14 protein-coding genes and 1 rRNA gene are annotated in these 22466 nt (G+C 63.3%); 6 read left to right on the forward strand and 9 right to left on the reverse strand.

What is annotated here, in order from left to right; all coding sequences use genetic code 11:
* Positions 1–102: 102 nt before the first annotated feature.
* From J8F10_RS12145 to J8F10_RS12160, 4 genes are all read right to left on the reverse strand, one after another.
* Positions 103–2845 (reverse strand): 23S ribosomal RNA (locus J8F10_RS12145).
* Between the two features lie 1286 nt (positions 2846–4131).
* Entirely contained in the window at positions 4132–4488 is a 357-nt protein-coding gene (locus J8F10_RS12150; protein WP_210654075.1) for an SET domain-containing protein, read from the reverse strand.
* Between the two features lie 121 nt (positions 4489–4609).
* Positions 4610–5131, reverse strand: coding sequence for a hypothetical protein (locus J8F10_RS12155; protein ID WP_210654076.1), 522 nt, complete (start codon positions 5129–5131; stop codon positions 4610–4612).
* A gap of 327 nt (positions 5132–5458) precedes the next feature.
* Complete coding sequence (locus J8F10_RS12160; protein WP_210654077.1) at positions 5459–6904, reverse strand: sigma-54-dependent transcriptional regulator; 1446 nt, start codon at positions 6902–6904, stop codon at positions 5459–5461.
* A 297-nt stretch (positions 6905–7201) separates the two neighbouring features.
* On the opposite strand from J8F10_RS12160, the gene J8F10_RS12165 reads away from it, so the two are divergent.
* Entirely contained in the window at positions 7202–7636 is a 435-nt protein-coding gene (locus J8F10_RS12165) for a response regulator (protein WP_210654078.1), read from the forward strand.
* A 158-nt stretch (positions 7637–7794) separates the two neighbouring features.
* Here J8F10_RS12165 and J8F10_RS12170 read toward each other — a convergent pair whose 3' ends face one another.
* Positions 7795–8880 carry a cytochrome-c peroxidase gene (locus J8F10_RS12170; protein WP_210654079.1) on the reverse strand — a complete coding sequence of 362 codons (1086 nt, stop codon included), beginning with the start codon at positions 8878–8880 and terminating at the stop codon, positions 7795–7797.
* Positions 8881–9056: 176 nt separating this feature from the next.
* Positions 9057–10226, reverse strand: coding sequence for a cupin domain-containing protein (locus J8F10_RS12175; RefSeq protein WP_210654080.1), 1170 nt, complete (start codon positions 10224–10226; stop codon positions 9057–9059).
* 453 nt (positions 10227–10679) lie between these two features.
* Here J8F10_RS12175 and J8F10_RS12180 point away from each other — a divergent pair, with 453 nt between their 5' ends.
* Positions 10680–13052: a hybrid sensor histidine kinase/response regulator gene (locus J8F10_RS12180; protein WP_210654081.1), complete on the forward strand. Its 2373-nt coding sequence runs from the start codon at positions 10680–10682 to the stop codon at positions 13050–13052.
* 202 nt (positions 13053–13254) lie between these two features.
* Here the strand turns inward: J8F10_RS12180 and J8F10_RS12185 are convergent, their stop codons facing one another.
* On the reverse strand, positions 13255–13416 hold the full coding sequence (locus tag J8F10_RS12185) for a hypothetical protein (RefSeq protein WP_210654082.1): 162 nt from the start codon (positions 13414–13416) through the stop codon (positions 13255–13257).
* 718 nt (positions 13417–14134) lie between these two features.
* On the opposite strand from J8F10_RS12185, the gene J8F10_RS38740 reads away from it, so the two are divergent.
* The gene (locus tag J8F10_RS38740; RefSeq protein ID WP_246523202.1) at positions 14135–14326 is read left to right on the forward strand and encodes a hypothetical protein; all 192 of its coding nucleotides are present in this window, start codon (positions 14135–14137) and stop codon (positions 14324–14326) included.
* 74 nt (positions 14327–14400) lie between these two features.
* Here J8F10_RS38740 and J8F10_RS12195 read toward each other — a convergent pair whose 3' ends face one another.
* Together J8F10_RS12195 and J8F10_RS12200 are read right to left on the reverse strand one after the other, a co-directional pair.
* Positions 14401–17838, reverse strand: coding sequence for a PAS domain S-box protein (locus J8F10_RS12195; RefSeq protein ID WP_210654083.1), 3438 nt, complete (start codon positions 17836–17838; stop codon positions 14401–14403).
* 718 nt (positions 17839–18556) lie between these two features.
* Complete coding sequence (locus tag J8F10_RS12200) at positions 18557–19540, reverse strand: sugar kinase (protein WP_210654084.1); 984 nt, start codon at positions 19538–19540, stop codon at positions 18557–18559.
* Between the two features lie 770 nt (positions 19541–20310).
* Here J8F10_RS12200 and J8F10_RS12205 point away from each other — a divergent pair.
* The 3 genes from J8F10_RS12205 to J8F10_RS12215 all read left to right on the forward strand — a co-directional run bounded on the left by J8F10_RS12205 (position 20311) and on the right by J8F10_RS12215 (position 22420).
* A complete protein-coding gene (locus tag J8F10_RS12205) occupies positions 20311–21246 on the forward strand; it encodes a DUF1559 domain-containing protein (RefSeq protein WP_210654085.1) in 936 nt (311 codons plus the stop codon).
* Positions 21247–21285: 39 nt separating this feature from the next.
* Positions 21286–21774, forward strand: a complete 489-nt coding sequence (locus tag J8F10_RS12210; protein ID WP_210654086.1) for a hypothetical protein — start codon at positions 21286–21288, stop codon at positions 21772–21774.
* A gap of 310 nt (positions 21775–22084) precedes the next feature.
* A complete protein-coding gene (locus J8F10_RS12215; RefSeq protein WP_210654087.1) occupies positions 22085–22420 on the forward strand; it encodes a hypothetical protein in 336 nt (111 codons plus the stop codon).
* Positions 22421–22466: the final 46 nt, after the last annotated feature.

Consider the following 22466-nt stretch of genomic DNA (forward strand, 5'->3'; position numbering starts at 1 on the left):
GACTTGTAATCGCTCTATGTATCGATGTCAACGTGGTGAAGCAAGTAGTCGCATCGGTGTCCGAACAGAGTTCGTTGTGACACGAGCGAGAAAGGGAACAATGCGGCCAAACGTTCGGCTGTTAGTACCGGTTAGCTGAGTGCGTTACCACACTTACACGCCCGGCCTATCGACCTCGTAGTCTACGAGGAGCCTTCGCTTGCGCGGGATACCTGATCTAGGGGAAGTTTCACGCTTATATGCCTTCAGCGTTTATCCCATCCACACGTGACTACCCAGCGGTACGGCTAGCGCGCCATAACTGGAACATCAGAGGTGTGTCCCTCCCAGTCCCTCGTACTAGGGAGAAAGCCCCGCAAGTATCCTCCGCCCACAGCAGATAGGGACCGACCTGTCTCACGACGGTCTAAACCCAGCTCACGTACCACTTTCATCGGCGAACAGCCGAACCCTTGGGAGCTTCTCCACCCCAGGATGTGATGAGCCGACATCGAGGTGCCAAACCTCCTCGCCGCTATGAACGCTCAGAGGAGATAAGCCTGTTATCCCCGGAGTACCTTTTATCTGTTGAGCGATGGCCCTTCCATCCGGAACCACCGGATCACTAAGGCCGACTTTCGTCCCTGCTCGTCCCATCGGACTCGCAGTCAAGCACCCTTATACCTTTACGCTCGATGCCCGATTGCCAACCGGGCTGAGGGTACCTTTGCACTCCTCCGTTACCTTTTAGGAGGAGATCGCCCCAATCAAACTGCCCACTTAGCACGGTCCCCGACGCTACACACGTCGGGTTAGAATTCAAACACAGCAAGGGTGGTGTTTCATCGTCGACTCCCCACGCACCGAAATGCGCGGTTCATAGTCTCCCACCTACACTACGCATGCTGGGTCTAAACCCAATACCAAGCTGCAGTTAAGGTTCACGGGGTCTTTCCGTCTAGCTGCGGGTATGTCGCATCTTCACGACAACTACAATTTCACCGAGTCTCTCGTGGAGACAGTGTTCCGGTCGTTACGCCATTCATGCAGGTCGGAACTTACCCGACAAGGAACTTCGCTACCTTAGGACCGTCATAGTTACGGCCGCCGTTTACTGGAGCTTCGGTTGCGAGCTTCACCTTACGGCTAACCCTCTCCCTTAACTTACCAGCACCGGGCAGGCGTCAGTCTGTATACCGCGGCTTACGCCTTCGCACAGACCTGTGTTTTTAGTAAACAGTCGCCAGAACCTTTTCACTGCGGCCCCCTCGCGGGGGCACTCCTTTCCCGAAGTTACGGGTTAAATTGCAGAGTTCCTTCACGAGAGTTCTCTCGAGCGCCTTAGAATATTCATCTCACCTACCTGTGTCGGTTTTAGTACGGTTTCTCGCACGGTTTTCTCGGTCGGCTCGCGATGGATATCGGGGTCTTAAGTGCCCTGAGGCAATCTAATAAGCCTACACCACCTTGAACCGACGTCCCGTGTTGTGCGAGGAGCGCAGGAGTATTAACCTGCTCCCCATCCGCTACGCCTTTCGGCCTCGCGTTAGGCACCGGCTAACCCTGGGCGGATTTACCTTCCCAGGAAACCTTAGGTTTACGGCGAACGGGATTCTCACCCGTTTTATCGTCTACTCATTCCGGCATAATCACTTGCATGCGCTCCAGGGCTCGTTGCCCGTACCCCTTCACCGCACACGCTCTCCTCCTACCCGCAGCTTTCGCTGCCCACCGCTTCGGTGTCGTACTTGAGTCCGTTCATTATCGGCGCAGGACTCCTCGACCAGTCCGCTATTACGCGTTGTTTAAATGGTGGCTGCTTCTAAGCCAACATCCTGGCTGTCTCGGGAGTCCAACTTCCTTTCGCACTGAGTACGACTTCGGGACCTTAGCGGGTGATCTGGGTTGTTCCCCTCTCGACGATGAAGCTTATCCCCACCGTCTAGCTGCCCGGACTGGTACACTGGTATTCGGAGTTTGGCTTCGACGGGTAGCCGGGTAGGCCCCGTTCGAAATCAGTCGCTCTACCCCCAGCGTCAACTATCCGAACGCTAACCCTAAAGTTATTTCGGAGAGAACGAGCTATCTCCACGTTTGATTAGACTTTCACTCCCCCCACAGCTCATCCCATCGGTTTTCAACCCAAATGAGTTCGGTCTTCCATGAGGTGTTACCCCACTTCATCCTGGCCATGCGTAGGTCACGTGGTTTCGCGTCTACCGCACCCAACTTAGCGCCCGTTTGAGACTCGCTTTCGCTTCGGCTCCGGGCCAGAGGCCCTTAACCTGGCTGGTTACGGTAAGTCGCCGGATCATTATGCAAAGGCACGCGGTCACCCGTTCCCTTGCGGGCATAGGGCTCCCACCGCTTGTAGGCATGTGGTTTCAGGTTCAGTATCCTCCCCTTATCGGGGTTCTTCCCATCTTTCGCTCGCGCTACTAGTTCGCTATCGGTCACCAGAGAGTATTTAGCCTTACGGGATGGACCCCGCAGATTCGGACTCACTTTCACGTGTTGAGTCCTACTCAGGATACCACTCGGTCCTCGCTCCTGTCACATACGGGACTTTCACCCTCTATGGCGGGCCATTCCAGACCCTTCCGTTAGGAGCTCGGAATCCTAAATGTGGTCCTACAACCCCACGGTGTTACCCGTGGTTTGGGCTACTCCGCGTTCGCTCGCCGCTACTGACGGAATCGAGGTTTCTTTCTCTTCCTCCAGGTACTGAGATGTTTCAGTTCCCTGGGTTCGCTCGGGTATTCCGGGATCAAAGCTCGTTTGACAACTCCCCGGACTTTTCGCAGTCTTCCACGCCCTTTCGCCTTCTGGTGCCAAGACATCCCCACACGCCCTTACTAGCTTGGCCGCATTGTTCGCTCCCTCGCTACGTCACCGCACCGAGTCACGAACACTCTTCCAGCTAGAATCCTGTCCCCGAACCGCTGGGAAGCGGACCGGGGCTGACGACGATGTTGCCACTTTCTCTGCATTCTAAGGCTCGTGTCTTGTCTCTGTCGTACACTCGCCACCACCCGCCCCGGCCGGCCCCCGCTCTCACGGGCACCAAACCAAGCACAAGCGGCACCGAGAAGATGCAACTAACTTGCTTCACCAAGTTGTCAAAGATCAATCACGCGGACCGTCACACGGCCCGCGATACTGGGCAACCCACCCTCCCCTCTCAGGAAGACCGGGCCACCCGAATGGCTCGCCCGCCCTGTCGAGCGATGCGAGCCTAAATTCCAACCGCACTCAACTCAGCCCAGTCACATTCGCCGCACCCACCCGGCCGCGATTCACCGCAACACTTGTTCGCGTTTCGGCCACATCACTGCAAGGAGAATGATATCAGCAGCAACCCGATCGTCAACTCTTTTTCTTTCGCAACCCCTTGTCGGCGTTGCACTTACATCACTGCTGCAAGGACAACTTACTGCCACCTTTGCCCGCCGTCAACCTACCCGAAAAAACTTTCTTGCGGCACCAACCAAACCCTCTTTAAACTCAGCGATTCTTATCGCCACAATTCGCACTTTAGCGAAAAACAAATAAATCCCCGCCAACACAGCCTGGCGAATCGTCAACCCTATGACTCTACGGTCCCGATTCCGCAAGACCAACACTGACTTAAGATATTAGCATCAAAAAAGCGACCCAGGCCTCGTTGGGCCACTTGAAGTCGCCGGGCTAACATTTGCTAGCTTTTCCCGCCCCAGCGGGCGGTGCGAATAGAGCATCGGGCGGATGAGCCATCAGCTACACAACATTCGAGCCTTTTGGCACTCCTGCCACTCTCGCGGAACCTGAGCGATCGACTAACATCGGCCAACAATCCGCGACTTCCAATTCCGACATTCACCAGTGAACGCATTTGCTCGCACTACCGATCGCGTCGCGTGAACGCAACGCCGGAAGTGCGATCCGGTCCGTGCCGGATGTGGAACGAGGTGTTCCGCGTTCCGCGTCCATTTCGCTGGAAGAATGAGGTATAGGGACTTCCCGAGGGCTCGCCAAGATTGGCCCGCCCGTGATCCCCTCTCACCCCCACGACCTCGTTCCCAACCCTAATCGGTCGAGGGAGATGCGCGGCACTGATTACTTTTTCGCGATTCCGATCGGCCCGCCAGAAAAGCCGGCCCTCGGCCCAACAATTCACAGGTCGTCGTACCGGATCAGTAGCTCTTCACCCGCCGCGATGTCGCGCACCGCGAAGTAGTCGTAATTGGCGTCGTGCGCCAGATTCGGGTCGTCCGAATCATTGAGGTACCACCCGACGCTCATCCGGTTCAGACACTTCGGCAAGAAACACTCGGTTTCGTACCGTGTAACGAAGTTTTCTTTGACCTCGGCCGGCGCGTCGAGAGCGGCGAACTCCGCCCAGGACAGGCGCTGCACATCGTCTCCATCGAACAGTTCTTTGAGCACCGCCCCTTTCGGGATGTTCGTGACGGCGAACACGCCGACACCCGCCCCCGCAATGGTGGACGGCTTCAAGCGGAAGAACTGCATTGACAATTATACCGGCGAGTGAGTGTCGGATGGGAGAGCCAGCGGACCGTCAACCGTACTCTCTGCGAGAACCGCCCCGCCACGGATCGATACCGCGGTCGGGGCAACACATTGGAAACGATCAGCCCAGCAGCCGAGCGAACACCCGCTTAACGCCGGCGTGCCCCTCGTACTTTTCGAGCCACTTGCTGTGCTCCTCGATGTCCAGGCGCAGACCGCTCTCGCCCCGGTCTTCGGCCATTTCCAGGTATTCCGAGACCGGCAAATAGAAGTTCGTCCGTTCTTCGCCGTCGTCGTACAGGAATGCCAAAACCCCTTGCGCTTCGACCAACGGCTTGGCGTCGTCGCGGCGGACGTCGAGTCCCGCGCTGCTCGCCTCGATCTTCACCGGAACGAACGCGGTGTGCGCCCGGTTCGACGCGACCAGGTTCACGCCCTTGTTCACGACCGACAGGTACGCTCGCAACCCGTTAACAATGAGAGCGCTCGCGACCTCGGCCCCGTACCCCTCCATGTCCAGCACCATACCGGTATCGATCCGACGGATCGGTTCGGCCGGGGCCGCCGGAATGAGTTCGGGAGTTTCAATGATCTCGTTGTCTTCTTCTTCGATAATCGGCTTTTTGCTCTTCGCCTTCGCCATGACTCGGCTGAACCTCCTGTGGGAACGAGTAACGTAGGACGCCGATTGCACTCGTCCAGTTGGTGGGCGCACGTTTTCCGGACAATCTCGACGCGGCACGACCCGCAGGCTGCACCGCTCGGGGCCACTTATCTCATCGGCAGATCGGCCGGCGCAATTCGGATTTCGTTTCGACCGGAAGAGGAAGCGGGTGAGGGCGCTGAAATCGCGCCCGCGAACTTCACACGTGCTCGGCTCTTGTGTCGCTCGAAATGACCCGTCAAAAAAGCCACACAAACTGTTCTCGGTGCTCGGCTGATCCAGTATACACCACGAACCCGAGCACACTCAATCGGAGTCTTCTTCGGAACCGTCAGTAAAACGCGGGGTAATGTGCAGTTCGCGCAGCCGCCGGCGCAACGTCTGGCGCGCCACGCCGAGAATTTTCGCGGCCTGCAACTGGTTCCCCCGCGTGTGCTCCATCACAAGAGGCAGGAGCACGCGATCGAGTTCGCGGTGCGCGTCGTCGTGGAGCGTTTCGGTCCCCTCCGCGAGCCGCCCGCGAATGAAATCCTCCAGACCCGAGCGCTCCGCGGGCGGTACAATTCCGACCACAGGTTCTGGCCCCGTGGCTAGCTCCGGGAGCATGGCCGGGAGCAGTACCGACCCGGCCGCGCCGAGCAGCGCCTGTTTCAGAACGCTCTGCAATTCCCGCAAATTCCCGGGCCACGAGTACGCACGCAGTCGGTCCAGGGCTTCTGCACTGACGTCGCGAACGTCGCGCCCGAGTTCGCGGTTGAACCGGCGGACGAAGTGCTGAACGAGGACCGGGAGATCGTCCCCGCGCTCGCGAAGTGCGGGGAGTTGAATCGTGAACACCCCGAGGCGGTAGTACAGGTCGGACCGGAACCGCCCGTCGGCCGCGACCGCCTTGAGGTCGCGGTGCGTCGCGGAGATGATTCGCACGTCGGTCTTAATCGTTTCGCCCCCGCCGACCCGCTCGAACGTCTGCTCTTGCAGCACGCGGAGCATCTTCGACTGGAGCGCGAGCGGCATGTCGCCGATTTCATCGAGGAAGAGCGTGCCGCCCGAGCACTGCTCGAACTTCCCGATGCGCCGGCGGTCGGCCCCGGTAAACGCGCCCTTCTCGTGCCCGAACAACTCGCTCTCCAGCAAGTTTTCCGGGATCGCGGCGCAGTTGAGCGCGAGGAACGGAGCCCGGCTGCGCCGACCGTGCTGGTAAATCGCGCGGGCGACCAGCTCTTTGCCGGTCCCGCTCTCGCCGGTGACGAGTACCGGGACGTCTTGCGCCGCGACCCGGCCGATCGCCTTGTACACCTCCCGCATCGCCGGGCACGCCCCGACGATCGCTCCGCTAACGTCTTCCTCCGGGAGCGTTTCGGCCAGAACCGCGGGTTCCCGCATCCGCCGGGCAACTTCCAGCGCTTCCCCAACGACGCTGCGAAGTTGGGCCGGGTTCAGCGGCTTGAATAGGTAGTCGAACGCCCCTCGTTTCATCGCTTCGATGGCTGCGTCGGCGTTCTTCGAGAGCGTGACGAACACGACCGGGATGCGGGCATCGACCGCGCGGATCTCTTCGTACACTTCCAGCCCGGTTCGATCGGGTAATCGAAGATCGAGGAGCACGACATCGGGCGGCGCGTCCCGAACGCGATCGAGACCGGCCGCTCCGGTCCGTGCGACCTCGACCCGGTGCCCCGGCGCCGGGAATGCGTGCCGGACCTGCTCGGCGATCAGGTCGGGGTCGTCGTCAATGAGTAGTACGTGGGCCATGAATGAGTCGCAGCCGGCCCGGACAATGGATCTGATGAGTTCACATCCATTGTCGTAACTGCGCCCCGCGCCGGCTAGCTGGCCCCAGCGCCATCGAACATTGAACCCGCCCCAACCGCGCTGAGCGCCGGTCACGCAGCACCGTGCCCACCGGCGAATCCTGAGCGCCCACTCGGAACACCCACCTCCGTTAAATGGCGGCGAACGCAAGTATTTTTCGCGTCCCTCCCGAAGCGGTACGCGCTTTGCCAATTACTCCATTGCCCGAGCCATTCGAGGCATTGAGGTACGTCCGCTATGACTCCCATCGAGACCGATCATGAGACTGATGACCTGACACTCTTCACGCAGTTCCCCGATCCGTCCCGACGGCGGGGTTGTGTGGTCGCAATTGCCGACCGCGACACGCGGCTGCTCGTGGCCGACCACCTGGAGCACCTCGGGTATGATGTGTGGACGGCCCTCTCCGGGCTGGGCGCCTATCGCGCTTGCACCGAAGTTCACGAGAATATGGACGTGCTGGTGTGCGATGAGAACCTGCCCGATCTTCCTCCACTGGTTCTCTTCAACCGCTTGAAGGTTCAATTCCCGGCGCTCCAGTGCTGCGTGTTGACCTCCGTCACGCGCCGCGATTCGGAAGTCACGAACACGTGGAGTGACTCCGTCGTGCTGGACGTCGTGGGTTGGCGCAGCGGGATGCTGTTCGTAAACGCCGTCGTCGCGACCGAGTAACAAAGACCGCACAGGGCTCCCGCCCTGTGCTACGAACGCCGGCCCCTCCGGTGCGGAAACGCATCGGCCTTCACCGCCGGATCGAAAATGAGTTGGACGCGGGCGACAGGTGGGGTTCGGGTTTTCGCCCCGGAGGGGCGGAAGCCCTGTGCGATCTTCTATTTAAATCCCGCCGGAGGAAGCACTGGAGGAGTCATGAAATCGGCCGGCGGGTTCCCGGTGAGACTCTTGAGAAACGTCACGATCGCACCCGTTTCTTCATCGGAGAGCGTCTTCCCGAGTTGAACGCGGGCCATGACTCGCACGGCTTCGGGTAACGTACCGACCGAGCCATCGTGAAAGTACGGCGGGGTCATTTCGACGTTGCGCAGCCCCGGAACTTTGAACGTATAGGTATCGGCAGGATCTTTCGTCAAATCGAAGCGCCCCTTATCGATCTCCTTACTGCCGGTTGCTTTCCAGTAGTCTTCTTTCACGCCGAACTTGCGGAACTTGCCCCCGCCGATCCCCACTCCACCGTGACAGTTCACACAGCCGATATCCATGAAGACTCGCAGCCCGTTGCGCTCCGTGAGGGTGAGAGCATCGGTCTTACCGCCGAGGTATTCGTCGAATCGCGACGGCGTGACCAGTGTGCGCTCGAAGGCGCCCACCGCCCTTCCCCAATTGTCCGCGTTGACCGGATCGGCCTCGCCCGGGAACCCCTTCTTGAACAGTTCGGGGTACCCGGCGATCGCGTTAACCCGCGCCATCGCTGCTGCGAAATCGGGGTTCCCGAACCCCGGGCCGGTGAGGGCGTGTTTCGCTTGCGTTTCGACGTTCTCGAAGTCGCCGCGCCAGTGCTGTTTGAACTGCAACGCAGTGTTGAACAGTGTGTTCGCGTTGCGCGGGAGCACCTTGTCGCGTGCGCCGTGTGACTTCGGCAGCGCGTCGGTCGCGTACAACGCGGACAGGTGACAGCGGGAGCAACTCACGGTACCGTCGACCGAGATACGGGGATCGAAAAACAGCTTGCGGCCCAAACTCACGCGCTCCGGCGAAACCGGGAACTCGCGCGTCGCCATGTCCTTCGGGAGCGGCTCGAAGGCGTCCCGCGCGTCCTTAAGTAGCTCCGCATCCTTTTCTTGTGCCGGCCCCGCCGAAAGCCCGGATCGAGGCAACCCGCCGCCGATCAGTACGACCGGCACAACGAGAACGGCACACGGCACCCACCGGCGGATCGTGCTTCGACTGGTGGCCCGCATTGGTACGTCCTCTCGTTAAGGGCATCTACATCGCATAAACGTTCGGGCGAACGGTCGGCGCGAACCGACTGGTGAGAACGAGCACGGCACGGGTCTCCCCGTGGGTCCGTTGGTGGAACAACCCACGCCCCGTGCCGGCGTTCATCACCAGCCGGCTCGCGCCGACCGAGCGCGTGTTACTTCCCGGGCGCGATGAACACGTCCTGCTTCGGGAACTTCTCGAACAGCGAAGTCGGCTTGCTGAAGTTCGTGGCCAACACGTCGGCCGGGTTCCCGGCGATCCACTGAGACAGGTCGATGGCTTCGTAGTTACCGGTGTTGAACCCGATGAGCACGCGGCACGGCCGGTCGCCGACGTTCTCGATCGAGTGCCCGTACCCTTGCGGGATGTAACCCACGTCGCCCTTCTCCATTTGCTCGGTCCGGTACCGACCGTGCGAACCGAACATCGTTACACTGATTTTCCCCTCAATGACGTACTGCCACTCGTCGGCGTTCGGGTGCCAGTGCAACTCACGCAGCGCACCGGGTTCGAGGTCGAGGACGACGCCCGTGACGGTCTTCGAGATCGGGAACCGGCTCGAATCGACGCGCCACTCGCGCCCGCCTTTGAAGATCTTGTGCGGGGGCTGTTCGAGGAGTTCGTACTTGTGCGTTAGGGCCGGTAACTTGCGCCCCTGAAGCGGGGCCGCGGGCACCGCGGGCGGCACCGCACCGCGGGCGAAATACACTTCGTCCTTCGGGAACCCGTCGAAGGACGACTCGGGGAGCCCGAAGTTCTTCGCCAGGAGCGCTTTCGGCGTGTGGCCGAGCCAGTCGGTGATGCTGAACGTGCCGAACTCGGAGAAGTACCCGTTGTCGAAGATCAGGATGAAGTGGGCGGGCTTGTCGCCCAGGCACTCGAGCATGTGCCCGTGCCCGCGCGGGAAGTACCACACGTCGCCCGGGCCGAAGTCGTTCGTCTCCGCCGAACCCTGTGGATCGATGACTGTTGTCCGCACGTGACCGGTCAGAACGAACGCCCATTCCGCCGCGGTCGCGTGCCAGTGGAGTTCCCGCATCGCGCCCGGTTCGAGCGTCATTGAGACGCCCGCAATCCCCTTGGAAATCGGCAACTGGAGAACGGTCGCTTCCTTCCCGGAGCTCTTGCCGATCACCTTCCCTTCCGACTTCTCCAGAGCGAACTTGAACGTCGGCAGATCCTTACCGGCGAGCAAATGATCGGGGACGTTGTTCATGAAGCTCGGGTCGCCCGCGTCCGCACGCCCGGCGGCACTCAGGGTCGCGGTGGCGGCTGCAAACGCTGCGGTGCGGGTCAGAAAATCACGGCGCTGGAGCTGGGACATCGCATCACCTTGTGTGAAGGAATGTGGGAAACCGAAGTCGATCGGGTACTCGTTTCGTGCGGTTGAGGTCAAAGCAACCGCGGTGCCGGAGCGCGAAATGTGCCAGCCCCTCCGCGCCGAGAAGTGATCGAAACTGTGTTTTTGACGGCAATTCGTGCGCTCGCGAATTCCATTTTCGCGCGGACCGGATGGCCCGGTTCCGGGTACAGCACGTGCGAGTCGCCGTGGTACGCGATCATCCAAATTGGCCACTCGCGCGCCGAGTCGTTCGGCCCCACCAATGCGAACGGCACGGGTTTGTTGTCACTTTCACCAGCAACCACTGCTTCGTCGAATTGTGCCGGGCAAAGGAACGGCGTTCGCAGTAGGGTCGATCCGTACCGGTGTTCGGAACACGTAGGTAGAACGGGTGTAGTGCGGCCCGCCCGGAGCCGCCGGTGTCGCGAGGTAAGAATGGACGAACAACGACCCGACCGGCGCGTCGGTTACGGCGTCGCACTGGTGGCTACGGCGATCACGTTCGCGGTCCGCCTGGCACTGTGGCCGGTGATCGGCGACGTGGTCCCGCACATGGCTTTCTTCCCCGCGGTCATGCTCGCGGCCTACGTCGGCGGGTTCCGGCCCGGGGTACTGGCCACGTTCTTGAGTGCCGTGGCCGCGAACCTCGTGTTCACCGAACCGCACTTCCGCCTGGGAATCAAGAGCCTCAACGCCGCGGTCGCGCTCCCGCTGTTCGCGCTCGGCGGGCTGATGATGAGTGGCGTATGCGAGGCGCTGCACCGAACGCGGCGCCGACTCATTGCGCAAGCGATCCGCGAGACCGAAGAGCGCCTGGAACTGGCGGTGCGCGGATCGAACATCGGGATCTGGGATCTCGCGATGCCTGACGGCACGTTCGAGAGCGGGCGCCTGACGGCGGTCAACCTCTGGGAGCAATTCGGCTACAGCGCCGATACCCAAATGGACTTCGCGGACCGCATCGCGATGTGGCACCCCGACGACCGGGAGCGCGCGTTGCGCGCGGTCCACGCGTGCCTGAACGGAGAAACTAAAGAGTTCGAGGCCGAGTACCGGCTCCGGCACAGGGACGGCTCGTTCCGGTGGTGGCTCCACCGCGGCGTGGTCGTGCGCGACGCGACCGGTCGGCCCGCGCGCTTCATCGGCAGCAGCGTCGATATCACCAACCGCATCCGAATCGAGGAGGAGCTCCGGCGCGCGAAGGAAGCCGCGGAATCGGCGAACCGGGCGAAGGACGAGTTTTTGGCCAACGTCAGCCACGAGATCCGCACGCCGATGAACGCCATCCTCGGCATGACCGAACTAACCCTCGATACGACCCTGACCGCGGACCAGCGGCAGTGGCTCGAAACGGTCAAATCGGCCGCGAACAACCTCCTCGCGATCATCAACGACTTGCTCGACTTCGCGAAGATCGAGGCGGGGAAGATGGAACTGGACCCGGTCGATTTCCCTTTACGGTCGGCGCTGGGTGACGTGCTGAGAGCGCTTTCCACCCGCGCGCAACAGAAGGGATTGGAACTCACCAGCCGCGTCCACCCGGACGTCCCCGACGCCCTCGTGGGCGACGCCGGGCGGTTCCGTCAGGTGCTCCTCAACCTGATCGGCAACGCGATCAAGTTCACCGAGCGCGGCACCGTGAGCGTCGAAGTTGGGGTACAGGAAGCGAAGGAGCCGACTTCCGTTCCCAACGCCTGCGTTCTGCGCGTCTCGGTGCGGGACACCGGGATCGGCATCGCGCGCGACAAGCGGGAGACGATCTTCCGCGCCTTCGAGCAGGCGGACAACTCCATGACCCGCAGGTACGGTGGTACCGGTTTGGGGCTCTCCATCGCGGCGCGCCTGGCGGAGCTGATGGGCGGAGCGATTACGGTGGACAGCACACTGGGAGCCGGGAGCACGTTTTGTTTCGCGGCCCGTTTCGAGCTAAAAATGCCCCTCGTTCCCCGGCAAATCACGGCCCAGACCGCGCCCGGGAAAGATGCGCCCGAAACAATGCCGGAAGAACAAAAACCAGCCAGCCCGATAAGCGCCCCCACTCCGCTGCGAGTTCTCGTCGCCGAAGACAACGAGTTCAACGCGCAACTCATGGAACAATTGCTCGTTCGGCGCGGGCACCGCGTTCGACTGGCCCGAGACGGTCGGCAGGCCCTCGCACTGGCCTTAGAAGCCGACTCTGATGTGATGCTCCTGGACCTCCACATGCCGGAACTGAACGGGTTCCAGGTGATCCAGTCACTTCGTGAACGGGAAGCGGGCACCGCCGGGCACCTGCCCGTGATCGCCTTGACTGCACGTGCGCGCCCCGAAGATCGTGCGCGCTGTCTCGCGGCCGGAATGGACGACTTCCTGACCAAACCGGTTCGACCGCCGGAACTGTTCGCAGCCATCACGCGCGTTACCAGAATCGCGCCCTCCCCGGACGCGCCGGAATCGCGACTGACCCCTTCCGCGATCCTGGCGGCCTGCGAAGAAGATGCGGAGTTACTCGGGAAGTTGTGTGGTTGGTTCCGAGACAAGGTACCGGCACACTTGGGCGCGCTGTCCGCTGCGTGCCGGGCGGGGCACCTCTACGGGATACAAGAATCCGCACACAAGCTCGCCGGGACGCTCGCGGTGTTCTCCACTCCGGCCGGGGAACTCGCGTCGCGCGCGGAAGACCGGGCCGCGGCCGGTGAACGCGCCGAGGCCGTCGCCATCGCGCGGCGACTGGAACCGGCTGTCACCGCGCTCCTCCGGCTCACCGACGGACTGAGGGTCGAGCACCTCCGCGCGCTAGTCGCCGAGAGTGCGGCACCGGCCAGTTAGTCCGGTTTCAGGCTCCCTGTAACGAGCCGCTCCCTTGCCAGTAGTTTCAAGTGATTTGGCAGTGCCGCATGGGAGTTCCTAAGTTCAAGGTTCTCAGGCACTTGAACGGGGCCTCCCATGCGACGTGGTTACTCTACGATCACCCCGGCGGTGGTCCACGCACTGACGCGCCGAACGTTGAACGGGCCCTGGGTTGGACCGACTACAAGCGGTCGGTCACGCGCACCCAGTTGCTCGACCTGGTGCTGTTGATCGCGGGCACCACCCGCACGTTGTTCGCGGTAGTGACCCGGTACTTCGGGTTCTCCCACGAGACCGCGCGACAGGCGATGCACGCCAACCGGGGTTCCTGGGACCAACTCACGGCCCGGTTGGTGGATCCCCTTCACCAGGTGGGGGTTCACGCCGGGACCGGAGGCGCCGGTGGACGTGTGCCATCGATGTGCATTACGTCCCCTTTATGGGGATCGCAGCACCCCGGGGATCATCGGCGGACCCAAGAAGGCCGGGACCTCGTTCTTTCACGCGCACGCCACCGGGGTACTGATTCACAAGCACCGGCGGTACACCGTGGGGCTGATGAGCGTGACGAAAGGAACTGCCGCACCAGCAGGTGCAGACCCTTCTGGACCAGGTGGCGGCCCGCGGGCTCACGGTCCGCGGGGTGGTTCTGGACGCCGGGTTCGACAGCGGGAGACCCTGTTGCTGTTGCAGGAACGGAACCTGAGCTACACGGTCCCGATGCGCAAGAAGGGCACCGGTACCAACCGCCGCAACGCCAGCTACACCCAACCCCACGGCACCATCACCACCATGGGTGGGTCACCGAGAAGAGCCGCAAGGCGGTATCGACTCGGGTGCTCGTGTGGCAACGGAAGGGCGAATCGCACGCCCGGGTGTAGCGTTCCGCGGGTGGGGCGATGCGACCGCCGTGTCGGAGGCGAACCGGGCTCGGTTGGGGCGCCGGCGGTACCGAGAGCGGTTCGGGATCGAGACCAGCTATCGGCAGAAGAACCAGGCCCGCGGGTGGACCACCAGCACCAACCCCGAGTACCGGTTGCTGCTCGAGGGCGTGGCCCCTGTTGCGCCAGGTGTGGGTGTACCTGACGCTCCGGATCGCTCGGGCACGCGGGCTCGCGCCGACCGCCTGGGTCGCCCAGTTCCCGTTGGCCGAGATGCTCGACTGGCTCACGCAACGGATCCGCTCACGATACCCACGCACACGATGTATTACCCTGCCACACAATACACTTACAACCAACGCAACGCCTTGAAACTACTGGCAAGGGGCGGGAGGCGCTACCGCTCCCTTGCGGTCGCGGCTCGCTAAAAGGACACCGCAACGGGACTAACTCTCGAGCGGCGTGTGTGCGTCCAAAATTTCTCGGACCTTCCGCGCCAGGCCGGACGGTGTGAACGGCTTCTGCAGGAAGTTGACCTGCGCGGACTCGACCCCGTGCCGAACGACCGCGTCGTCCGTGTACCCCGACATGTACAGAACTTTCAACCACGGCTGATCGGCGAGGAGCCGCGCGGCCAGCGCGCGCCCGCCCATACCGGGCATCACCACATCGGTCAGCAGTAGGTCCACCGGCCGATCGCTTTGGGCCGCGACCGTCATCGCTTCCTCGGCGTCACCGGCGGCGAGCACCGTGTACCCCCGTTTGCGGAGCGCGAGTTGCGCCAGCGCCCGGACCCCGGCCTCGTCCTCGACCAGCAGGACCACCTCCGCGCCCTTCGGCGCGGTACTGTCGGCCGGGTTCTCGCCCGGCATGAGGGCACTGGTGCCGGGCAGGTACACCCGGAACGTCGTCCCGCGCCCGACGGCGGTTTCCACCTCGATGTGCCCGCCGGACTGCTTCACGATGCCGTAGACGGTCGCCAACCCGAGCCCCGTTCCCTTGCCCTGCTCTTTGGTGGTGTAGAACGGCTCAAAAATGTGCCGCCGAACGTCGTCCGTCATTCCCGTTCCGGTGTCCGAAACCGAGAGTCGAACGTATGCACCCGACCGCACCTCAGCCCCGTCGACCGCGGTACCGGCCCCGAGGGTCACGTTCCGGGTCTCGATCGTTAGAGCCCCACCGATCGGCATCGCGTCGCGGGCGTTCACCGCCAGGTTCATCAGCACCTGCCCCAACTGCCCCGGGTCCGCCTTCACCCGGAGTAACCCGGGGTCCGGGTGCAGAACCAGCACGATGTCCTCGCCGATGAGCCGGCGGAGCATCTGGGTCACGCCCTTAATGACATCGTTCAGGTCCAGAACTTTGGGCTGGAGCACCTGTTGGCGGCCGAACGCGAGCAGTTGCCGGGTCAGGTCCGCGGCCCGAGTTCCGGCCTTTTTCACCTCCTCGACCATCGGGCGCACCGAATCGTGCGCGTGGAGGCTCGCCAAAATGATGTCACTGTACCCGTTGATGACGGTGAGCAGGTTGTTGAAGTCGTGCGCCACGCCCCCCGCGAGTTGCCCGACCGCTTCCATCTTTTGCGCCTGCCGGTACTGTTCTTCCAGGCGCCGGCGCTCGGACACGTCGGACACGAACCCGACCATCCGGGTCGACGGCCCGGTCGGGTTGGGCACGAAGTGCCCCTGGTCGTCGACGGTGATGTAGGCGCCGTCCTTTCGGCGCACCCGGTACTCCAGCCGGAACGGGCTCTCGGACGCCACGCAGCGCTCGGCCTCCCGGGTGAACGCGGGTCGGTCGTCCGGGTGGACGAGCGCGAACCAACCGACCAACTGGAGGGGCATCTCGGCCCCCTGGTAGCCGAGAATGGACTGATAGCTCCCGCCCCACGCCAAGTGGTCGCTCACCGCGTCCCAATCGTAAAGTACCTGGCCCGTGGCCTTGACCGCCGCCTCGTACCGGGCCTTCCACGCCCGGACCTCGTCCTCGGCGCGCGTCCGGTCGGTAATGTCCTGGTACACCCCGAGAACCCCGACCACCGCCCCCGCCGCGTCCCGGAGCGGAACCTTACTGGTCAGGAGCACCACCCGCGTCCCATTCGGCCGGGTCAGCGCTTCCTCGATCCCGAGCAGCGGTTCCCCGGTCTCCATCACGCGCCGATCGAACGCGCGGAACGCCTCGGCCTCGGCCGGAGCGGTGCCCAGTTCGAGGTCCGTGTGCCCGACGACCGCCTCGGGACCGGGGAGCGCGTGGTTCCGGGCGAACAGGTCGTTGCACCCGGTGTAGACCGAGTTCCGGTCCTTCCAAAACACCCCGCACGGGATGTGGGCGATGACGCTCCGCAGCAGTTCCTCGCGCTCGCGCAGGGCCGCGCTCGTGCGCTCGCGGTCGGTGACGTCGTGGGCCAGGACCAGGCGCCCGGGGTGCCCGTTGTACTCCAGGTCGTGGCCGGTCACCTCGACCAGGCGCACGGTCTCGTCCTTCCACCGGTGGCGCCACGTCCGGGGGCTGACCGGGGTTTCCAGATCCGCCATCAGAGCCGAGACGTCCTCGACGGGCCGGATGTCCCGGAGGGTCAGACGCGCGAACTCGTCGCGCGTGTACCCGTACCGCGCGACGGCCGCGTCATTCACCGCGAGGAACGCGAGGGTTTGGGTATCGAACACCCACATCGGGTGCGGGCTCGCCTCGAACAGGCGCCGGTACTGGTCCTCGCTGCGCCGCAGCTTGTCCTCAGCGCCCTTTCGGGCGGTCACGTCCCGACTGGTGATGACGACCCCGTCCCCGGTCCGCACCACTTGATGGTGCAGCCATATCACCCGCCCGCCGTCGAGATCCAACGGGAACTCTTCCTCCAGCGTCTCACCGGATTCGACCACACGAACGTACCGGTCGAAGAGCCCGGCGGGCCGGTGCAGCGGGAACAATTCGCACAGTTGTTCCCCGATGACCGCGGCGCGGTCCATCTGGAGGAGCGCGGCCGCCTTCTGGTTCAAATCGGTGAAGCGAAAATCGCGGATCGAACCGTCCGGACCGCGCTCACTGGCGAACAGGAAGACGGCGTCCAAGCTCCCCTCCATCGCGGCCCGTAACACGGTTTCGGCGCGCACCCGCTCGGTCACGTCGCGCGAGTTTACCACCACGGCCCCGACCGCCGGGTCGCACAACCGGTTCGTACAAGTGGCCGCGACCCAGTGCCACGACCCGTCCTTGTGCCGGTACCGGTACTCCCCGCTCACGACGGCCCCCGGCTCGGTCAGGAACCGTTCGTACTCGGCGGCCAACTGCGCGGCGTCTTCGGGGTGGCACCACTCGAACGCCTTCCGCCCCACGATCTCGTCCGCGGTCCGCCCGCCGGTCCGAACCACGCCGGGAGTCGCGTACAGGATGGTGCCGTCGGCCGCGAGTAACTCGACCGCGTCGGAACTGTTCTCGACCAGCGCGCGGAACCGGCGCTCGCTCGCCCGGAGCGCGTCCTCGACCTCGCGCTGCTGGGTCACGTCCCGGTACGTAACGACCACCGCACCGACACTCGACTCGCACAGCAGGTTGACGGCCCGGGCCTCGAACCAGCGCCACGCCCCGCCCTTGTGCCGCACCCGGTACGTCTCGATAAACGTGGCATCGGGTTCCACCACGAGCGCCACGAACGCGGTCCGCACCCGGTCCCGGTCCCCCGGGTGAACGTACTCGAACCCGTCGGTCCCCGCGAGTTCCGCGGGGGCGTACCCCACGAGCCGGGCGCTGGACGGGCTGGCGTACTCGACCACACCGTCCGCGTCGAGCAGAACGGTCGCGTCGAGGCTCTTCTCAATGAGAGTTCGGAACCGGGCATCGGTCGCCGGCGCGTTCCTTGAAGCGATCACATCCACGATGTTGGGCATTGGTCGTGAGTGGCGGCCGGGCGCGTCGAATTGTCCGGTCGACAAATTGGGTGTCAGAAAAGTAACAGGTGAATCGTAGCACGAGGTTATGAACAGGAACTAGCCTTGCGCCCAATTATTGTGACCGGACCTCACAATTGTGTCGGCACCATGACCGTAGCGGAAGTGGAATGAAAATTTAGGCTTGCGCCTCGACCGTGCCGCCAAATTCGCGTGCAAAGCAGGCACATATTTCCACCACCATCTCGCTCCGGTGGGGTCCTACTGTTGTTGCACGGCGGGTAACGCCAGCCACTCTCGCAAGGACCACACATGGCCGGTTCGCCCGGCCGCCAGCACCGGAGTTCGTGTTCGCCAGCGGCCGTCGCCGCCCTTTACACTCCGGACCCGCACGGGCCAGCAGAAGTTGTAACTGAAGTCGCTGAACACCGCGGCCGCACGATGTACGTCCCAGTCCGTCGAGAACCCGTAGGTCTTGCGCGCCTTACGGCGCGCGCCGGTTTCGATCGGTCCCGTTGTGGCGCTCCACGAAGCATGTATTGACCGCCGTACTGAAGGCCGACGCCACTACCGGGGCCGTCCCGAGCACCACGGTTGTTCTGTGGTGGGTTCGGGCCGACACGTCTGAACGCCGGGCGGAGCCCGAGCGTCTTCTCGTACCCTGGGGCACACCGCGTGATGCCCTTCGCGCCGACACGGATGCGGCCCGGGCGGTGCCTCAGCGCTTGATGCGCAGCCCCTGCCCCTGCATCGCGGCTTCGACCTCGTCCTTCGTGAGCCACGGCAGGTCGCCGAGAACGGTGTGCTTGAGCGCGCCCATCGCGGCGCCGTAGTCGAGCCCCTTCTTCAAGTCGCCGTCAATCAGGCCGTGAATCAGTCCGGCCGCGAGCGCGTCGCCCGCGCCCAAACGGTCCACGATTTCGACCTCGTACCACTCGGATTCGTGCGTGACGCCGGCCGAATACCCGACCGCCGCGAACCGGTTCCGCCACACGAGCGACGCCTCGCGCCGCGTGCCGACCACAGTCGTCACGCCGAACTTCTCGACCAGCCCCTTGGCCACTTCGGTGAAACTGTCGCCCGTGATGCCGAACAGGTGCTCCGCGTCCGCCTCGCTCGCGATGAGCGCGTCCACTTGGGGCAGCAGAATGCTCATCACCTCGGCTGCGTGGTCCTTCGCCCAGAGTTTCGAGCGGTAGTTGAGGTCCATGCACACCTTCACGCCGGCGTCGCGTGCCGCGTGCATCGCTTCATCGACCACTTCCGCCGCGCCGGGGCTGAGCGCCGCGGCGATGCCGGAGACGTGGAACCACTTCGCGCCGTTAAAGATCGCGGGCCAATCGAACATGCCGCGGTGCGCCCGGGCAACCGAAGAGTCTTTGCGGTCGTAGAGAATGGAACTGGCGCGCGGGGACGCGCCGAACTCCAGGAAGTACAGCCCGCACCGGCCGTCTTCGGCGAACTGGACGAACTGGTCGGACACGCCGATCTCGCGCACGCGGTTCGCCACGAGTTTGCCGAGCGGGTTGTCGGGCAACCGCGACACCCACGCCGCCGAGCGCCCGAGCCGCACCAGTCCGGCCGCGGTGTTCAGTTCGGCGCCGCCGATCTCCAGATCGAGTGAGCGCGCCTGCTCCAACCGCTGAAAGTGCGGCGGCGCCAGCCGCACCATAACTTCACCGAACGCGATGATATCGGGCATGGGGTCTTTCGCTTTGCACAAGGGTCGCACGGGGATTCACAGGGCTTCCGCCCGGTGCTGCGAACGCCGGCCCCTCCGGGGCGGAGGCAAGGAACCGTCTACCGCGGAGGGGCCGGCCGATCGCCTCATCTCTTTCTCGATGCGGCGCAGAAAGCCAATGGCTTTCCACCCCGGAGCGCCTGTGTTGAAGGTTAAGGGAAAAACAGGTGGCTTCGAGGACGATGCGCTCCCACGCGCCCGTTCGGGCTGCGGGGTGCGAGAGTCGTGGGATGATCCTCGCTCCGGGACAGAATTGGACTCCCAAGGGGGCGTGCGGCCTGCCCCACCACTTTTCGGTTTACGAAACACACACGGGCCCGGCTTCCGTAGCACCGGGCGGAAGCACCGTGAACCGGGCTGTTGTGGTCTCATTTCTTCAATTCACCACGCCAAAAGAACATTCCGCGCACCGGATTAGTAATAATTCATCAAGAATGCTGGAAAACGAGCCGAAAATAAACTTGACAATGGCGATGGATATTGAAATATTAAGTCCTCACAGGGGCACCGATCTCCTCAATCGGGCACCTGGCCAGGAAACGCAATTCGAGAACGGAAGGGAAGTGATTTCCCGTCCTTGAATGCGCTCCCCGGGAACTGTCGATCACATCTCTCTCCGTTCGTTATTTCGTTCCTTCTGGCCGGAGCGTGGTGCTTCGTTCGGGAGTAGCAAGCAACTGTCCGTGCGAAAAAATCGCAGACGACGAGTTGTCGCGAAACGGAGTCCGTCAGTGAAACGTAATGCTCTTCCGCGTGGGTTCACGCTGATCGAATTGTTGGTCGTAATTGCCATTATTGCGATCCTCATCGGATTGCTCCTCCCGGCCGTTCAGAAGGTGCGCGAGGCCGCCGCGCGCATGAAGTGCCAGAACAACCTGAAGCAACTCGGCCTCGCGATCCACAACTTCGAGAGCGCTCAGGGCGGATTCCCGATGGCGCCGTACAACCCCGCCTTCGCCTGGATGACCAACAAGCCCTACTCCCAGCCGCACGGCTGGACCGTCGAGGTGCTGCCTTATTTGGAGCAAGACTCCGTTGCCCGGCAGTACGACCTGAACGTCGCGTGGAGTGCGGCGGGCAACGCGACGATCATTCAGGCGCGCATTCCGAACTTCGTCTGCCCGTCGACGCCGGGCGGCGACGACGCTGCCGCCCGGGCCATCCCCGCCAATCGCGGCGCGCTCGACTACATGGCCTACTTCCGTGTGACACTCGGCAACCCCACCGTCAACCCGTACCCCATCGCCGACCAGACCGGCGAGGGCATCATGGGTCGCGGTGTCAACCGCAAGATCACGGCAGTGACGGACGGCCTGTCGAACACGTTGCTCCTCGCCGAGGATGCCGGTCGGAACGTGCTCTACATCTCCGGGAAGCAACAACCGACGACACCGGGTTTCGACATGGGTGGGGCCTGGGCGAACTGCTGCCTCGGCGGATCGGTCAACTGGCTGTCCGGCATCAACCTGAACACGAACCCTGTCACTTACGGCGGCGCGTGCGGCGTCAACTGCACTAACGCCGACGAGATCTACGCGTTCCACACCGGCGGGGCGAACATTCTGCTCGGGGACGGCTCCGTGCGGTTCCTCAGCGCGTCCACGCCGTTCAACACCGTCGTTCAGGCCTTTACCCGCAGCGGCGGTGAAGTGATTCCCAACTACTAAAGCCTGCGATTGCAACTCGTTTACGAAGGGCCACACCAGATGATCCTCGGTTATCAACGCCCGTTGCAAGGGTTACTGTTCGCGGCCCTGAGCCTCTCGCTCGCGGGCTGCTCCGACGCGGGCAAAAGCTACGTCCCGACGCGCGGACAATTGTTCATCGGCGACAAGCCGGCGGAAGGGGCGCTCGTGGCGCTCGTGCCCATCTCGGGGCCAGATGATCCGTCGGCACGGCCGACCGGCATCGTCGGCCCGGACGGGTCGTTCGTCGTGTCCACCTACGAATCCGAAACTCGGAAGACGCATGAAGGCGCGTTGACCGGTGAGTACTCTGTCGCGATCACCTGGTACCCCCAGACAGCGGTCGGTTCGGGGGGGGATCGCGAGGCTGCCAAAGTCGATCGGCTCGGCGGGCGCTACCAGGACGCGAGCAAGAACACGTTCCGCGTCAAAGTCGATGCGTCGACAACCGGGCTCGAACCGATTCGCCTGAAGGCCTCAGACGATCTCGGGAAAGGTCGCAAGCCGTAATCCTGGTTCTCCCGGCCGACCGATTCTCAACGACGAGGGTGCAGGCCCGCTACCTCGACTTCAAGACCAGCGGGTGGTCCGTCACGGTTCCGACGACCAAGGACGTGAACCTGGGACTGTCCCCGCGCTAACGACTGAGCCGACACACCGCGACCGCAAGAGAGCGGAGTAGTTTGACGAGCCGCGACCGCAAGGGAGCGGAGGCACAACGGACGGTCCTCGGTTTTGTGGCACGCACCACGAACAACAATGCCGCTGTAACCGCTCCCTTGCGGTCGCGGCTCGTGAAAATCGTATTCGGGAGCGACCCGTGATTCAGGTGACCTGGCAGGACGAAGGGCTGGACGTGACCCGCCTCGTTTACGGGGACGATTGCCCGTTCCGCGCGACCCTCGACCGCATCGCGGCCCGGTTCGCTCTGGACGTGGCCGACGACCGCACGAGCCCGCGCCCGGGCGACTTCTGGATCGGGTGTCACCCGCGTGCCGGGTGGGGAACGGCCGACGCGAACCTCATCGGGTGGGCCGGACTCGTCGACGTACCGCAAGCCGTCAGCGCCCTGCGCCGGGCGACCGCGGAACTCGTCCCGGCCGGTTCGCGCGTGGCCGCGGCCCCCGCGTTCGGGTTCGCCGTGGCCTTCAGATGATGTCAAGAAAACAAGCCGACTATCAACAATAACCGCCATCGGATTC

The organism is Gemmata palustris, from assembly GCF_017939745.1.
Classification (GTDB): Bacteria; Planctomycetota; Planctomycetia; order Gemmatales; family Gemmataceae; genus Gemmata; species Gemmata palustris.

Excerpts from the sequence above, each read along its gene's own strand:
- J8F10_RS12150 (WP_210654075.1), bottom strand. The coding sequence starts at position 4,488 with ATGCAGTTCTTCCGCTTGAAGCCGTCCACCATTGCGGGGGCGGGTGTC.
- J8F10_RS12155 (WP_210654076.1), bottom strand. The coding sequence starts at position 5,131 with ATGGCGAAGGCGAAGAGCAAAAAGCCGATTATCGAAGAAGAAGACAAC.
- J8F10_RS12160 (WP_210654077.1), bottom strand. The coding sequence starts at position 6,904 with ATGGCCCACGTACTACTCATTGACGACGACCCCGACCTGATCGCCGAG.
- J8F10_RS12165 (WP_210654078.1), top strand. The coding sequence starts at position 7,202 with ATGACTCCCATCGAGACCGATCATGAGACTGATGACCTGACACTCTTC.
- J8F10_RS12170 (WP_210654079.1), bottom strand. The coding sequence starts at position 8,880 with ATGCGGGCCACCAGTCGAAGCACGATCCGCCGGTGGGTGCCGTGTGCC.
- J8F10_RS12175 (WP_210654080.1), bottom strand. The coding sequence starts at position 10,226 with ATGTCCCAGCTCCAGCGCCGTGATTTTCTGACCCGCACCGCAGCGTTT.
- J8F10_RS12180 (WP_210654081.1), top strand. The coding sequence starts at position 10,680 with ATGGACGAACAACGACCCGACCGGCGCGTCGGTTACGGCGTCGCACTG.
- J8F10_RS12195 (WP_210654083.1), bottom strand. The coding sequence starts at position 17,838 with ATGCCCAACATCGTGGATGTGATCGCTTCAAGGAACGCGCCGGCGACC.
- J8F10_RS12200 (WP_210654084.1), bottom strand. The coding sequence starts at position 19,540 with ATGCCCGATATCATCGCGTTCGGTGAAGTTATGGTGCGGCTGGCGCCG.
- J8F10_RS12210 (WP_210654086.1), top strand. The coding sequence starts at position 21,286 with ATGATCCTCGGTTATCAACGCCCGTTGCAAGGGTTACTGTTCGCGGCC.